The 17,410-nt window shown below is 36.7% G+C and carries 10 protein-coding genes; all 10 read left to right on the top strand.

Annotated elements, in window-relative coordinates; translation table 11 throughout:
* Positions 1-3 precede the first annotated feature (3 nt).
* The 10 genes from I6H78_RS03795 (at position 4) to I6H78_RS03750 (ending at position 17,332) form a co-directional block, all read left to right on the top strand.
* A complete protein-coding gene (locus tag I6H78_RS03795) occupies positions 4-1,422 on the top strand; it encodes an oligosaccharide flippase family protein (protein WP_232619948.1) in 1,419 nt (472 codons plus the stop codon).
* 13 nt (positions 1,423-1,435) lie between these two features.
* Entirely contained in the window at positions 1,436-2,365 is a 930-nt protein-coding gene (locus tag I6H78_RS03790; protein WP_198460127.1) for a LicD family protein, read from the top strand.
* Between the two features lie 4 nt (positions 2,366-2,369).
* Entirely contained in the window at positions 2,370-3,419 is a 1,050-nt protein-coding gene (locus I6H78_RS03785) for a galactofuranosyltransferase (protein WP_198460126.1), read from the top strand.
* A 14-nt stretch (positions 3,420-3,433) separates the two neighbouring features.
* On the top strand, positions 3,434-4,579 hold the full coding sequence (locus I6H78_RS03780; protein ID WP_198460125.1) for an FAD synthase family protein: 1,146 nt from the start codon (positions 3,434-3,436) through the stop codon (positions 4,577-4,579).
* A gap of 15 nt (positions 4,580-4,594) precedes the next feature.
* Entirely contained in the window at positions 4,595-5,386 is a 792-nt protein-coding gene (locus I6H78_RS03775) for a DUF4422 domain-containing protein (protein WP_000789629.1), read from the top strand.
* 15 nt (positions 5,387-5,401) lie between these two features.
* A complete protein-coding gene (locus I6H78_RS03770; protein WP_232619947.1) occupies positions 5,402-6,439 on the top strand; it encodes a galactofuranosyltransferase in 1,038 nt (345 codons plus the stop codon).
* Between the two features lies 1 nt (position 6,440).
* Positions 6,441-7,445 (top strand): glycosyltransferase family 2 protein, encoded by a 1,005-nt coding sequence (locus tag I6H78_RS03765; RefSeq protein WP_198460123.1) that lies wholly within the window; start codon positions 6,441-6,443, stop codon positions 7,443-7,445.
* Positions 7,446-7,470: 25 nt separating this feature from the next.
* Positions 7,471-8,499 carry an acyltransferase family protein gene (locus I6H78_RS03760; protein WP_232619946.1) on the top strand — a complete coding sequence of 343 codons (1,029 nt, stop codon included), beginning with the start codon at positions 7,471-7,473 and terminating at the stop codon, positions 8,497-8,499.
* A gap of 206 nt (positions 8,500-8,705) precedes the next feature.
* The gene (locus I6H78_RS03755; protein WP_198460121.1) at positions 8,706-10,688 is read left to right on the top strand and encodes a peptide ABC transporter substrate-binding protein; all 1,983 of its coding nucleotides are present in this window, start codon (positions 8,706-8,708) and stop codon (positions 10,686-10,688) included.
* Between the two features lie 278 nt (positions 10,689-10,966).
* Positions 10,967-17,332 (top strand): SpGH101 family endo-alpha-N-acetylgalactosaminidase, encoded by a 6,366-nt coding sequence (locus I6H78_RS03750; protein WP_198460120.1) that lies wholly within the window; start codon positions 10,967-10,969, stop codon positions 17,330-17,332.
* The last annotated feature ends 78 nt before the right edge of the window (positions 17,333-17,410 follow it).

The following is a 17,410-nucleotide window of genomic DNA, read 5'->3' as shown; positions in this document are numbered from 1 at the left end:
AGTTTGAAATTTAATATTATTTTGAGCTCAATACATCAGCTACTAACCTTATTCTTACCATTAGTTACGGCTCCTTATGTTTCACGGGTTTTAGGAGCTGAGGGGACAGGAATTTTTAGTTATACCTCATCTATTCAAGCATATTTTACAATATTTGCCGCCTTGGGTACAGGAGTATATGGTGTTCGAGAGATAGCTCGTAATAGAAATAATAAAAAACAGTATTCCACCCTATTTTGGGAAATTGAATTACTTACGGTTTTGACAAGTTCTGTTGCAATTATTTTGTGGCTTTTATGGGCTGTCTTTTCGAAAGAGTTTCAATTAATTTATTTGATTTTGACTTTGAATTTATTTGCTGTTCTATTTGATATATCATGGTTTTATACAGGTTTGGAACAATTCGTGTATACAATTGGATTAAATGCCTTATTTAAAATATTTGGTACTATTGCAATTTTTACTTTTATAAAAGCACCATCGGATTTGAATGCTTATATTTTTATTATTGCATCTACTAGTTTGCTATCAAGCGTTTCTTTATGGATTTATCTTCCTAAAATATTGGTAAAAGTATCTTTGGATACTTTAAGTTTAAAAGGGCACTTAAAACAAACATTGATATATTTTGTACCAACTATAGCCACCTCTATCTATACTGTATTAGACAAGACAATGATTGGTGTGATAACTCAAAATGCTAATGAGAATGGTTATTACGAACAAGCGACTAAAATAATTAATATATTGAAATCAATAACCTTTACTGCATTGAACTCTGTGCTAGGGGCTCGTATCGCTTATCTGTTTTCTGAGAAAAAGTATGATGAAATTAAGTCACGAATAGCATTGTCTCTGGACTTTATTTTTTTCATAGGAATGGCATTTTTCTTTGGACTTCTATCTGTTTCAGAAACTTTTGTTCCTATATTTTTCGGGCAAGGTTATGATCAAGTTATTTATTTGCTCTATGTATTTTCTCCGATTGTAGTTATTATAGGTGTAAGTAATTGTTTGGGTTCACAATATTATACACCTGCCGGACTTCGTAGTCAGAGTGCTAAATATATAATAATTGGATCAGTTTTGAATCTTCTACTCAATTTAGTATTTATTCCAGTATTTAGAAGTAAAGGAGCGGTTATCTCTTCAGTACTAGCCGAATTATTGATCACATTTCTATATGTGAAAAATTCAAATGGTTATGTAGATTTTAAACAATTAGCTTCTTATTTCAATCCTAGGTTTATAGCGGGTTTCATTATGTATTTAATTGTTTTGTTTATAAAACAATATTTACCAAATGATTTGCTAGGACTGCTAATTCAAGTGCTTATTGGAGGTATGACCTATTTTATGATAACTTATTTACAAAAGGATAATATTCTTCAAATATTAAAGGCGAAATTATCAGAAAGGTAAAGAGGGGATAAAAATGCAAAAACTAAAAATTGATCTTCCAGATGGTTTTTTAGATGAAGAGATACGTGAAGGGTACCTAGTTACCTCCGACATGAAAAAAGTATGGGCAGTAGAGCTTGATTTATTTGCTGAATTTGATCGTGTATGCAGAAAATATGATATTACATACTATGCAGATGCGGGAACAATGTTGGGAGCCGTTCGGCATAAGGGGTTTATTCCGTGGGATGATGATATAGATGTGAAGTTAAGTCGAGAAAATTATGAAAAACTTTGTCAAATTGCACCAAAGGAATTTACAGGAAATTATTTTTGGCAAACAGAGTATACGGATCCGGGTAGTCTTCGTGGACATGCTCAACTAAGAAATAGTTCCACAACTGCAATCCTTGAGTTTGAAAAAGGTCTTCAGAAATTTAATCAGGGGATTTTTATTGATATTTTCCCTTTTGATTCTGTTATAGATGATAAAAAGTTGTTTGAGGAGCAAAAAGAAAGAGCTGAATCATATCGTAGACATTGTCTGTATCTTCGAGACGTGATATACAATTATAAAAAGAAGCAGTACAAATTTCCTAAAAATATATTAGCGCCGTTAAGAAGTACATATTATAGATGGAAAAATAAGAATTGCGAAAAACCCTATAGACTTTTTGAAAGGGAATGTGCGCGATACAATAATATTCAGACACCCCAAATTTCTCTTTTGAGTTTTCAATTTGATCCGATTCATTTTCAATCGCGTGCAGACTATGATGATATTGTCTATATGCCATTTGAATTTATGCAGATGCCTGTACCAAAAGGATATGATCATATTCTTACTGATCGCTATGGAGATTATATGAAGCCTGTAAAAGGAGGTTCTATGCATGGGAAAATTATTTTTGATGTTGATAGACCATATACGGATTATTTAGAAAAATTTAATAAAAGTAGGTAGGTAAATGGAATATATTATAGAAACTAGGAATGTTGGTGAGGCGCATGCCGGTGCAAAAGCACCAGATGATATTGTATCAATTGCCCGAAAACGAGGTATGGGAGTTTTTACAATCCCAGTATTACCAAACAAAACATCAAGAATTTACATTTTAATTTGGTTGTTTATTACTTGTACTAAATTGTGGGTTCGTGTGTTTCTCACTGTAAAAAATGGAGACGTTGTAGTCTGGCAACATCCAGCTTATGGTATTCGATATGCAAATTATTTTATCCCATGGATTAAAAAGCGCAAAAAAGTAACCTTTGTAGCTCTAATTCACGATTTAGAATCATTGAGAGAGGGGATTGGTTCTTATGATTCAAAGGATCAATCTAGAGCAAAGATTGCAGATAATTCGTTACTCTCTAAATTTGATTATGTAATAAGTCATAATAAAAAAATGACAGCCTATTTGTTGGAGCAAGGCTTTGAATCTAATAAGTTAATTAATTTAGGAGTTTTTGATTACTTAGATGAAGGAACTCCAAATCTGATATCTCGTATAAACGATAAATCAGTTATTATTGCTGGCAATTTATCACGTGAAAAAAGTGCCTATATCTATGATTTGAAAAATTTAAATGTAGATTTAAGATTGTATGGGATGTTTTTTGAGGGTGATGAAAATGACTCTGCATATAAAGGAACATTTCGTCCAGATCAGTTAATTGAGCATCTAGAAGGTGCTTTTGGGTTAGTCTGGGATGGTAATTCATTAGAAGAATGTGCAGGGAATACAGGACAATATCTGAAGTATAATAATCCTCATAAAACTTCACTTTATTTGGCGGCACAGTTACCTGTTATTATTTGGTCACAGGCGGCGCTTGCTGATTTTGTAGAGGAGAATGGTGTAGGTATTGTTATTGATGATTTAAATCATCTGGAAGTAACATTGGCTAAAGTAACCGATGATCAATATACAAAAATGTTAGATAATATTGAAAAAATTTCAAAAAAAGTAAAAGCAGGACATTATTTTAGTGTTGCTATGGATCAAACTAAACACTGAATTTGGAGGCAATTATGAAAAAAGCTGCAGTTTTCGGAGGAAGTACAAAAACAGGTGTGGCTTTAGTTAATCAGTTGATTAAAAAAGGTTATTTTGTGCATGTCTTTGATTTAGTTGCGCCTCCAAAAGGTGTTATTTTAAAAGAAGATAGAATTCAGTATAATTCGATTGATTTACAAGCTGTCGATATTACTAAAATTGAAATTATAAAAGAAGATCCACTGTTTGAAATTTTATTAGTTATTACGGAATTTAGTGAGACTACGCCATTTGATTCTGTGAGTATTACTGAAATACAGAGAATTATCACTGTTAATGTAACTTCTGTTATGAAGATCATACACTATCTTTATGATAAAATTCTATCAAAACAAAATTTTTATACAGGTGTAGTGATTCCAGATTTAGGAATGTTTTCTTCTGCATCCTCTTCCATATATTCTGGTTCTCAAGTTGCATTGATTAAAATGATTAAGGATATCAATATGGAACTTGGGCGCAGTAAAATTAATAATCGAATCTTAAGTGTCATTTTAGATTCGATTGAATTTCTTCATATTGATGAGGAAACTGAAAGATTATCAGTATCAATCATTGAAGAATTATATAAACAAGCAGAATTATATATTTCATATTGTGATAAATCTGTAAGGGAATTATTGGAAAGTCATCTATTAGAATTTCGTAAATTTGATTTGATGCACAACCAGTGTAAAGAAAATAGTAACCATGATGATGCCATTTACCACAAAGATAAGGTAGGCTACTTGTCTGGAACATTTGATTTATTTCATGTTGGACATTTGAATTTGTTAAGACGTGCCAAGGAGCAATGCGATTATTTAATTGTCGGAGTACATCCTAATGCTTCACATAAAGGAAAGAAGACATTTATATCTTTTCAAGAACGTTTAGATATTATCGCTTCTATTTCTTATGTAGATAAAGCAGTTGAATCATTTCCAGAAGACAGTGATGCTTGGAATATTTATCATTATGATAAACTATTTGTTGGTAGTGATTATAAGGGAACAGAACGTTTTAAAAATTATGAGAGAGAGTTAGGGGAAAAGGGAGTTGAGATAATCTATTTCCCTTATACAGATGGAACAAGTAGTAGTCAACTAAGGGCACTAATTTCAGAGAAAAATGTAGATTAGGGGATAGAAAAGTTAGTGAAAAATATCAAACTAATTATTGCAACACATAAACAATTTCAAATGCCTAAGGATCGACAACTTTATTTACCAATCCATGTTGGTAGAGAAGGGAAAAATGATTTGGGTTATCAAGGAGATAATACTGGAGAAAATATTTCAAACTTAAATCCATATTATTGTGAATTAACAGGACTATATTGGGCATGGAAGAATCTTGATGTTGACTATCTAGGTTTGGTACATTATAGAAGGTATTTTGCTAGAAAAACAATATTCTATAAAGAAAATATCGATATAAATCAGGTGATTTTAAATCAAGAAGATGTTGAGAAACAATTGGAGCAAGCAGATGTGATTGTTCCTAAAAAAAGACGTTACTATATAGAAACTCTATATTCTCATTATTCAAACACCCATGATTCAAGTCATTTGGATGAAACTCGTAAGGTTATAAGTGAATTGACTCCTGATTACTTAACTAGCTATGATAAGGTTATGAAGCAAAATAGTGGCTATATGTTTAATATGTTTATTATGAGCAAAGAATTGACAGATAGATATTGTAGTTGGTTATTTCCTATCATTAAAGAGTTATATGAAAGAATAGATGTTTCAGAATATACACCATTTGAAGCGCGTTTGTTTGGTCGTATAAGTGAATTATTGTTTAATGTTTGGATAGTAGAAAATGAGCTGACTGTGAAAGAAATGCCATTCATCTATATGGATAAAGTTGATTTTATTAGGAAGTTAAAATCGTTCTTATTTGCTAAATTCTTCAACCAAAAGTATGGAAAAAGTTTCTAGGTGAAGGGAGAAAAAATGGACTATATTATTGAGGTTCGTAATAAAGGAGAAGCACATGCAGGAGCAAAGGCGCCCGACGATATTGCTGAAATTTGTCGTCGAAGGGGAATGAAATCGTTTGTAATTCCACCAATGCCTTTTGATAAAAATTTATTTTATCGTCAATTCGTTCTTTTAATTGAGAGTATTAAAGTCTGGATTCATATTGCTAAGACTGTAAAGAATGGAGACCGTGTTATCTGGCAACATCCTGCTCCTGGAGTACGATATGCGAATAGATTTATTCCCTGGATAAAAAAAAGAAAGAAAGTAGAGTTCATTGCGTTAATTCACGATTTGGAGACACTGCGTGATGGTATTGGGCAACAAAGAAAATCTACTGCAATCATAGCGGATTTAAAATTATTACCTCGATTTGATTATGTTATTAGTCATAATAAATTTATGTCAGAATATCTCCATTCAATTGGAATATCTTCAGAAAAAATTGTAAATCTTGAAATTTTTGATTATTTATATAATGAACCAGTTCCTGAAATAATCCGTAATAATGGAAAGAAGGTGATTGTTGCAGGAAATCTTACGAGAGAAAAAAGTGGTTATGTATATAAGTTAAAGGAACTGAATGTAGATATGTGTTTGTATGGTGTCAATTATGAAGGGGATATTCCTGATGATATTTATAAGGGAGCGTTTTCACCAGATGAATTGATTCAACATTTAGAGGGAAACTTCGGATTAGTTTGGGATGGAACTTCAGTAGAGAAATGTACTGGCAATACAGGTGCCTATCTTAAATATAATAATCCACATAAAACATCATTGTATTTGGCAGCGAATCTTCCTGTTATTATTTGGTCACAAGCAGCTATGGCTGATTTTGTTAAACGAAATAATATTGGTATCGTAATTGATGATCTCCATCATCTTTCGGAATGCCTAAAGGGAGTTTCAGAGAAAGATTATCAAGAAATGCAGCAGAATGTGAGAATGATAGGTAAAAAGATTCGCCAAGGTTATTACTTTAATACGGCATTGGATGCTTTAAAATAATATGAAAAGAAAAATTAGTGTAATTCTCCCTGTTTTTAATAGCGAGAAAACTTTGACAAGATGTTTAGATTCTTTATTAGCTCAAACCTACCCTAATTTTGAGGTTTTAGTTATTGATGACGGTAGTGATGATTCTAGTAGACAGATAATAAGTTCTTACGCAAATAAAGATAATCGTATTAAAATTCACTACAAAGAAAATAAAGGAGTTAGCTCAGCAAGGAATGATGCTTTAGATTTAGCTTTAGGAGAGTTCATCACTTTTTTAGATGCAGATGATTGGCTAGAAGAAGATGCGCTTCAGTATATGATTAATTTGCAGGAACGAACCTCTGCTGATCTAGTTGTAGCTTCTTATCATCGGACAAGTAAATTATCCTCAAAGGTATCAACATCAAAAAATGTGAAGGAACAGCTACTTGAACAAGACGAATATGTTAAAAAATTTTTAAAAATTGAGTCTCAATCTATAGAATATTATCCTTGGAATAAGTTATATAAAGCTAGTATATTAAAATCGATTCGCTTTGTAGCTGAATTACGAATAGCAGAGGATGTTCCATTTGTTTTTGAATACATATTATATTCAAAAATAATTGCGATATCTGATAAAATAACGTACAACTATTATAACAATCCCAAAAGTGTAACGGCAACTTTTACAGATAAAAAATTTGATGTCTATAAAGCTTGGGCAATTGTTGAAAAAATTAATACCAATCCAATATATGATAAGTGGATTGATATAAATATTAAACGAATTGATTTATCTTTGCTGATGATGCTCGCAATAGACAAAAATTTTTATAGTTTAAAGAGAAAGTATGCTAATCAAATTAAAGAGATGCTTATTCGTTTGAAGAAAAACAAAAAAAGCCTACTCGTAGAAAAGATATCTTTGAATAGGAAAATACTTATTATATTGTTTTGTAGTCACTATACATGGATAGCATCTGTAATTCATTTCATAGTTCGTTTTAAAAACTACTGTCTATCTTTACTCTGATTACAAGGAAATTTAAGAGGTGAAAATGAAAAGCAAACGTATTGAATGGATAGATTTTGGTAAAGGTTTCACCATTCTAATGGTCATTTTAGGACATGTTGTTTTAGGTCTTTTTGAATCTAGGAAATTCGAAAATAGTAATACTGTGCTTCTATTTCTAACACAAGTTTTTTACTTATTCCATATTCCTGTTTTTTACGCATTGTCAGGTTTTTTCTTCAAACCAGTGGTAGATTTAAAAAAGTTTTGGAACTATTTTAAGCAAAAAACAATAATTCTAGGTGTGCCATATCTCTTTTACTCAGTTCTTCAATTTATTTTGCAAACAATAGGTGGAGAAAGTGTTCGAAATGCAGCATCTCTTGCTGATCTGCTACAGATTTATAAAACACCTTTAGGCGTTTCTTGGTACCTTTATGTTCTTTGGTGGATTTATTTAGTTGTTGGTTTGATTTCTATTAGGGTTAAATCTTATAATCAATTATTTCTAATTAGTTTATTTGCCTATATTTTATCTTTACTTTTTCCAGTTAATATTTATATTATCCAAAAAGTACTTCTCTGGTCCTTCTTCTTTATCTTTGGTTATTGGCTGAAAAAATCTGGATTGACGATGTTCTTGCAGGAGCAGTGGAAATGGATAACTTCTTTAAGTATAGGAGTTATTATAATGTTTTTGATATTTTGGCAACAATCATCTCCTAGTTTTTATATTTCTTACGACACTCCTGGTCTATGGGGGTTAATCTTTTCCGTGTCGGTCGTTTTAGCTTTTACTTGCTATCCGATTTTAAATAACTTCAAAAGATTCGGGATGTATTTTTCTAAGATAGGGAGGAATAGTTTAGTTATATACTTATTACATGCACCAATTGTTTCTGTAACCCGCATTACTTTATTAAAATTAAATATTAGTAACATTTATGTTCATTTAATACTAGGATTATTATTAGGCTGGTATGGTTCACTATTTATTCTTTACCTTATCAAGAAAGTTTCTTACGTTGATTTTGTTTTCTACCCTATGAAGTATTTAAAGAAAAAAACTGAATAGTAATTTTGAACTTATGATGTAATTTAAAGGAAGAAGAAGTTCTATAATATCTTCAGTGGATTCAATTATTAACCACGAAGATATTATAGAATTTTTTATTAACCTTTTTTCAGAATTTACCAAATTAATTCAAAAATTCTGAAAATTTTATTGACATGTTTCTGAAAAGGGACTATAATGGGGTGAAAGTTTTAAAGGAGAAAACAATGAAAAGTTCAAAACTACTTGCCCTTGCGGGTGTGACGTTATTGGCAGCTGCGACTCTTGCAGCCTGCTCTGGATCAAGTTCAAATGCTAAAGGTGAGAAAACATTCTCATACATTTACGAAACGGATCCTGATAACCTAAACTATTTGACAACTGGTAAGGCAGCTACAGCGAATATTACGAGCAACGTTATCGATGGCTTGCTTGAAAATGACCGCTACGGTAACTTTGTACCATCTATGGCTGAGGATTGGTCTGTATCTAAGGATGGATTGACTTACACGTATACACTCCGAAAGGATGCAAAATGGTATACATCTGAAGGTGAGGAGTATGCAGAAGTTAAAGCTCAAGACTTTGTAACTGGTCTTAAGTATGCTGCTGATAAGAAATCAGATGGTCTTTACCTGGTTCAGGAATCTATCAAGGGATTGGATGCTTACGTCAAAGGAGAAATTACAGATTTTTCTCAAGTAGGAATCAAAGCTCTTGATGATTATACCGTTCAATACACATTGAACAAGCCAGAAAGTTTCTGGAATTCTAAGACAACAATGGGTGTTCTGGCTCCTGTTAATGAAGAATTTTTGAACTCTAAAGGGGATGACTTTGCTAAGGGTACGGACCCAAGCAGCATTCTCTATAATGGACCATTCTTACTCAAATCAATCGTAGCCAAATCATCAGTCGAGTTCGAAAAGAATCCAAACTATTGGGACAAAGACAATGTTCATCTTGATAAAGTGAAATTATCCTTCTGGGATGGTCAAGATACCAATAAGCCAACTGAAGCTTTCAAAGACGGTAGCTTTACAATGGCTCGCCTCTTCCCAACAAGTGCTAGTTACTCAGAGACTGAAAAAGCATTCAAAGACAATATCGTTTATACCCAACAAGATTCTACTACTTATTTAGTAGGTACAAATATCGATCGCCAGTCTTATAAGTACACTTCTAAGACAACAGATGAGGAAAAAGCATCAACCAAGAAGGCACTTTTGAATAAGGACTTCCGTCAAGCTATTGCATTTGGTTTTGACAGAACAGCCTACGCTTCTCAAGTAAATGGTGCAAGCGGGGCTACTAAACTGCTTCGTAACTTATTTGTTCCTCCTACATTTGTACAGACAGATGGGAAAAACTTTGGGGAATTAGTTAAAGAAAAATTGGTGACCTATGGAGATGAGTGGAGTAACGTAAACTTGGATGATGCCCAAGATGGACTCTACAGTCCTGACAAAGCCAAAGCAGAATTCGCTAAAGCTAAGGCGGCCCTTCAAGCGGAAGGTGTGAAATTCCCAATCCATTTGGATATGCCTGTAGACCAAACCAATACAACAAAAGTTCAACGTGTTCAATCTTTTAAACAGTCAGTTGAAGAAAATCTAGGATCAGATAATGTGGTTATCGACATCCAACAGCTCCAAAAAGATGATGTTCAAAACATTACCTACTTCGCTGAAACTGCGGCTGGAGAAGACTGGGATATTTCAGATAACGTGGGTTGGTCTCCAGACTATATCGATCCATCTACTTATCTTGATATTATCAAACCATCTGTAGGGGAAAATACAAAGACTTACCTAGGATTTGACTCAGGAACAAACAACGCTGCGGCTAAGCAAGTTGGTTTAGAAGATTACGAAAAAATGGTTGTGGAAGCTGGGGAAGAAACTACTGACGTTTCAAAACGTTATGAAAAATATGCTGCTGCCCAAGCTTGGTTGACAGACAGTGCCTTGCTCATCCCAACAACTTCTCAAACTGGTCGTCCAATGTTGTCTAAGATGGTACCATTTACACTTCCATTTGCATACTCTGGTAACAAGGGTATGAGCGAAGCCCTTTTGTACAAATATCTAGAAGTACAAGATAAGGCAGTGACAACAGAAGAATACCAAAAGGCTCAAGAAAAATGGTTGAAAGAAAAAGAAGAGTCAAATAAAAAGGCTCAAGAAGATCTCGCAAACCATGTGAAATAACTTTAAAAAAGTAAAGGATTTAGCCATCGACATGATGGTTAAGTCCTTTTTTATCTGTGGTATAAGGTCCTGAATGATTAGAGGTAGGATTTTTCAGAAAAGAGAAAATTTTAGTGAATTTTACCTATTTCCTATTGCTTTCTGTCTTTTTATTTGTTATATTAAAAGTACAATTATTTTTTATTTATAACAGTTAAGCTTAGCACTTTCAGAGAAAGGAGTATTTTTTAAAAAAGAAATGTAAACGCTTACTGGAAAATGAAAGGATTTAGGAGTTCATGGATAAACGATTTTTTGAAAAACGCTGTAAGTTCAGTATTCGTAAGTTTACGCTTGGAGTAGCTTCGGTGATGATTGGAGCGACTTTCTTCGCAGCTAGCCCAGTATTGGCTGATCAAGCAAGGGTTGGTTCAACAGATAATTTGCCGAGTGAATTGGCTGATTTGGATAAGAAGGCTAGTGATGAGGGGCACGATTTTGACAAGGAAGCTGCCGCTCAGAATCCTGGTTCTGATGAAATAACTGATGGACCTAAGACTGAAGAGGAATTGTTAGCTCAAGAAAAAGAAAAGTCTGAAAAGCCAAGCAATCTGCCAAAAGAATTAGAAGATAAGTTGGAGAAAGCTGAAGATAATGGGCGCGAAGTTGACAAGGATCAATTGGCCCAAGATACTGGGAAGCTTGTTCCAGAAGATGTGGCTAAGACTGCCAATGGGGAATTAAACTACGGCGCGACTGTTAAGATCAAGACGCCATCAGGAGAAGGTAGCGGTATTGTCGTTGCTAAAGACCTTGTTTTGACGGTTTCTCATAACTTTATCAAGGACAGCCAAGACGGCAATATCCGTAAGGTTGTGGATAATGACCAAGGGGATGGAGATATCTATAGTATCTCTTATCCAGGATTGCCAGATGTCAAGTTTAGCAAGAAAGATATCATTCATTGGGATCGTGAAGGCTACCTAAAGGGCTTCAAAAATGATTTGGCCCTAGTGAGATTGCGTACAGTTCTAGAAAATACGCCTGTTGAAGTAACTAAAAAGCCAGTAGTTAAGAAAATCGGAGATAAGCTCCATGTCTTTGGTTATCCAGAAGGGAAATTGAATCCGATTGTCAATACTACAGTTGATTTTGCGGAACCATACGGAGAAGGTGTCCAAGGGATTGGTTACCAAGGAGGAAAACCGGGTGCTAGTGGCGGTGGTATCTTTGATACAGAAGGAAAACTGGTCGGTGTACACCAAAATGGTGTAGTTGGAAAACGGAGCGGAGGAATTCTCTTCTCACCAGCTCAACTAAAATGGATCCAAGACCACATACAGGGAATTTCAAGTGTGAAACCAGCAGACTTGGAAGAGAAAGAAAAACCGGCTGAAGAAAAACCAAAAGAGGATAAACCTGCAGCTGCTAAACCTGAAACACCTAAGACAGTGACTCCTGAATGGCAAACAGTAGCGAATAAAGAGCAACAAGGAACAGTCACTATTCGTGAAGAAAAGGGTGTTCGCTACAATCAATTGTCTTCAACGGCCCAAAATGACAATGATGGCAAACCAGCCTTGTTTGAAAAACAAGGATTGACTGTCGATGCTAATGGAAATGCGACAGTTGATTTAAACTTCAAAGATGATTCTGAAAAGGGCAAATCACGCTTTGGTGTCTTCTTGAAATTTAAAGATACCAAGAACAATGTTTTTGTTGGATATGACCAAGGTGGCTGGTTCTGGGAATACAAAACTCCAGGTAACAGCACATGGTATCAGGGCGGTCGTGTTGCAGCACCAGAACCAGGTTCTGTAAACCGTCTTTCTATCACTCTCAAGTCAGATGGACAACTCAATGCAACGAATAATGATGAGAAACTCTTTGATACGGTCACTTTGCCAGCAGCTGTTAATGAAACTCTCAAAAATGAGAAGAAAATCGTCCTAAAAGCTGGTTCCTATGGCAATGAGCGTACAGTTGTCAGCGTTAAAACAGACAATCAAGAAGGTGTAAAAGCGGATGATACTCCTGCCCAGAAAGAAACAGGTCCTGCCGTTGACGATAGCAAGGTGACTTATGATACGATCCAGTCTAAGGTTCTCAAAGCGGTAATTGACCAAGCCTTCCCTCGTGTCAAGGAATACACCTTGAATGGACATACTTTGCCAGGACAGGTGCAACAGTTCAACCAAGTCTTTATCAATAACCACCGAATCACTCCTGAAGTCACTTATAAGAAAATCAATGAGACAACAGCAGAGTACGTGATGAAGCTTCGCGATGATGCTCACTTAATCAATGCGGAAATGACAGTACGCTTGCAAGTCGTGGACAATCAATTGCACTTTGATGTGACCAAGATTGTCAACCACAATCAAGTCACTCCAGGTCAAAAGATTGATGACGAAAGAAAATTGCTTTCTACGATTAGTTTCCTTGGCAATGCTTTAGTCTCTGTTTCTAGTGATCAAGCTGGTGCTAAGTTTGATGGGGCAACCATGTCAAACAATACCCATGTCAGCGGAGATGATCATATCGATGTAACCAATCCAATGAAGGATTTGGCTAAGGGTTACATGTATGGATTTGTTTCTACAGATAAGCTTGCTGCAGGTGTTTGGAGTAACTCTCAAAACAGCTACGGTGGTGGTTCGAATGACTGGACTCGTTTGACAGCCTATAAAGAAACAGTTGGAAATGCCAACTATGTCGGAATTCACAGCTCTGAATGGCAATGGGAAAAGGCTTATAAGGGCATTGTCTTCCCAGAATACACCAAGGAACTTCCAAGTGCCAAGGTTGTTATCACCGAAGATGCCAATGCAGACAACAAAGTCGATTGGCAAGATGGTGCCATTGCTTATCGTAGCATCATGAACAACCCTCAAGGTTGGGAAAAAGTCAAGGATATCACTGCTTACCGTATCGCGATGAACTTTGGTTCTCAAGCACAAAACCCATTCCTTATGACCTTGGATGGTATCAAGAAAATCAATCTCCACACAGATGGTCTTGGGCAAGGTGTTCTCCTTAAAGGTTATGGTAGTGAAGGTCATGACTCTGGACACTTGAACTATGCTGATATTGGTAAACGTATTGGTGGTGTCGAAGACTTCAAGACCTTGATCGAAAAAGCGAAGAAATATGGAGCTCATCTTGGCATCCACGTTAACGCTTCTGAGACTTATCCTGAGTCTAAATACTTTAATGAAAATATTCTTCGTAAGAATCCAGATGGCAGCTACAGCTACGGCTGGAACTGGCTAGACCAAGGTATCAACATTGATGCTGCTTATGACCTAGCACATGGACGCTTGGCTCGCTGGGAAGACTTGAAGAAAAAACTTGGTGATGGTCTCGACTTTATCTATGTGGACGTATGGGGCAATGGTCAATCAGGTGATAACGGTGCCTGGGCTACCCACGTTCTTGCTAAAGAAATCAACAAACAAGGCTGGCGTTTTGCGATTGAGTGGGGTCATGGTGGTGAATACGACTCTACCTTCCAACACTGGGCAGCTGACTTGACCTATGGTGGCTACACTAATAAAGGTATCAACAGCGCCATCACGCGCTTTATCCGTAACCACCAAAAAGATTCTTGGGTTGGGGACTATAGAAGTTACGGTGGTGCAGCCAACTACCCACTTCTAGGTGGCTACAGCATGAAAGACTTTGAAGGTTGGCAAGGAAGAAGCGACTACAATGGCTATGTAACCAACTTATTTGCTCATGACGTCATGACTAAGTACTTCCAACACTTCACTGTAAGTAAATGGGAAAATGGTACACCAGTTACCATGTCTGATAATGGTAGCACCTATAAATGGACTCCAGAAATGAAGGTTGAGCTAGTCGATGCTGCAGGTAACAAAGTGGTTGTGACTCGTAAGTCAAACGATGTCAATAACCCGCAATACCGCGAACGTACAGTAACTCTCAATGGACGTGTCATCCAAGATGGTTCAGCTTACTTGACTCCTTGGAACTGGGATGCGAATGGTAAGAAACTTCCTACTGATAAGGAAAAAATGTACTACTTCAATACGCAGGCCGGTGCAACAACTTGGACACTTCCGAGCGATTGGGCAAATAGCAAGGTTTACCTTTACAAGCTAACTGACCAAGGTAAAACAGAAGAGCAAGAACTAACTGTAACAAATGGTAAGATTACCCTAGACCTTCTAGCAAATCAACCATACGTTCTCTACCGTTCGAAACAAACCAATCCTGAAATGTCATGGAGCGAAGGCATGCACATCTATGACCAAGGATTTAACAGTGGAACCTTGAAACACTGGACCATTTCAGGTGATGCTTCCAAGGCAGAAATTGTCAAATCACAGGGTGCAAATGAAATGCTTCGTATCCAAGGCAATAAGAGCAAGGTCAGCCTTACTCAGAAACTGACTGGCTTGAAACCAAATACCAAGTATGCGGTTTATGTTGGTGTCGATAACCGTAGTAATGCTAAGGCAAGTATCACAGTGAATACTGGCGAAAAAGAAGTGACTACTTATACCAATAAGTCACTCGCTCTCAACTATATCAAAGCTTATGCTCATAACAATCGTCGTGAAAATGCTACAGTTAACGATACAAGTTACTTCCAAAATATGTACGCCTTCTTTACAACTGGATCTGACGTATCAAATGTCACTCTGACATTGAGTCGTGAAGCTGGTGATGAAGCAACTTACTTTGATGAAATTCGTACCTTTGAAAATAATTCAAGCATGTACGGAGACAAGCATGATACAGGTCAAGGAACCTTCAAACAAGACTTTGAAAATGTAGCTCAAGGAATCTTCCCATTTGTAGTAGGTGGTGTCGAAGGTGTTGAAGATAACCGCACTCACTTGTCTGAAAAACACGATCCATATACACAGCGTGGTTGGAACGGTAAGAAAGTCGATGATGTTATCGAAGGGAATTGGTCACTCAAGACAAATGGGCTAGTGAGCCGTCGTAACTTGGTTTACCAAACTATTCCGCAAAACTTCCGCTTTGAAGCTGGTAAGACTTATCGCGTAACCTTTGAATACGAAGCAGGATCAGACAATACCTATGCCTTTGTAGTTGGTAAGGGAGAATTCCAGTCAGGTCGTCGTGGTACTCAAGCAAGCAACTTGGAAATGCATGAATTGCCAAATACTTGGACAGATTCTAAGAAAGCTAAGAAGGTAACCTTCCTCGTGACAGGTGCAGAAACAGGCGATACTTGGGTAGGTATCTACTCAACTGGAAACGCAAGCAATACTCGTGGTGATTCTGGTGGAAATGCCAACTTCCGTGGTTACAACGACTTCATGATGGACAATCTTCACATCGAGGAAATTACCCTAACAGGTAAGATGTTGACAGAAAATGCTCTGAAGAACTACTTGCCAACGGTTGCCATGACCAACTATACGAAAGAGTCTATGGATGCTTTGAAGGAGGCTGTCTTTAACCTCAGTCAGGCAGATGATGACATTAGTGTGGAAGAGGCGCGTGCAGAGATTGCCAAGATTGAAGCCTTGAAGAATGCTTTGGTTCAGAAGAAAACAGCCTTAGTAGCAGAAGACTTTGAAAGTTTGGATGCGCCATCTCAACCAGGTGAAGGTCTAGAGAATGCCTTTGATGGCAATGTGTCTAGTCTATGGCATACATCTTGGAGTGGTGGAGATGTTGGTAAACCAGCAACAATGGTCTTGAAAGAACCTACTGAAATCACAGGACTTCGCTATGTTCCACGTGCATCTGATTCAAATGGAAACTTGCGAGATGTGAAACTGGTTGTCACAGATGAGTCTGGCAAGGAACATACCTTTACCGTAACAGATTGGCCAAATAACAACAAGCCAAAAGACATTGATTTCGGCAAGACAATCAAGGCTAAGAAAATTGTCCTTACTGGTACCAAGACTTACGGAGATGGTGGCGATAAATACCAATCTGCAGCGGAACTCATCTTTACCCGTCCACAGGTAGCAGAAACACCTCTTGACATGTCTGGTTATGAAGCAGCTTTGGCTAAGGCGCAGAAATTAACAGACAAAGACAATCAAGAGGAAGTAGCTAGCGTTCAGGCAAGCATGAAATATGCGACGGATAACCATCTCTTGACGGAAAGAATGGTGGCCTACTTCGCAGACTATCTCAACCAATTAAAAGATTCTGCTACCAAACCAAATGCTCCAACAAGTAGCAAGGGAGAAGAACAACCACCAGTTCTTGATGTACCTGAGTTCAAAGGCGGCGTCAATGCAACAGAAACAGCTGTACATGAGGTTCCTGAGTTCAAGGGCGGCGTTAATGCGGTTGAAGCCTTGGTTCACGAATTACCAGAATACAAGGGCGGAGCCAATGCGGTTCTAGCAGCTGCAAATGAAGTCCCTGAGTTTAAGGGTGGCGTCAATGCGGTCCAAGCCTTGGTAAACGAGAAACCAGCCTACACAGGTGTATTGGCTACTGCTGGAGATCAAGCAGCTCCAACAGTTGAAAAACCTGAGTACCCGCTCACTCCAAGCCCAGTAGCTGATGCCAAAACTCTGGAAGATAAAGAAGAGAAGCTTCCTGCTACAGGAGAACATGGTTCAGAAGCTGCCCTCTTCTTAGCAAGTGTGAGCATCGCTTTATCTGCTGCGGTTCTTGCGACAAAACGTAAAGAAGATTAATGAGATTTGATTTTTGAAGTTCAAAGCAACTCGAATCAAAAAGGAACAAACAGCCGGAGAGGACCTCTTGGTTCTCTC

It is taken from the genome of Streptococcus oralis (assembly GCF_016127915.1).
GTDB lineage: Bacteria > Bacillota > Bacilli > Lactobacillales > Streptococcaceae > Streptococcus > Streptococcus oralis_BO.
The sequence above is the reverse complement of the archived record's forward strand: the minus strand, read 5'-3'. Positions and strand labels throughout refer to the sequence as shown.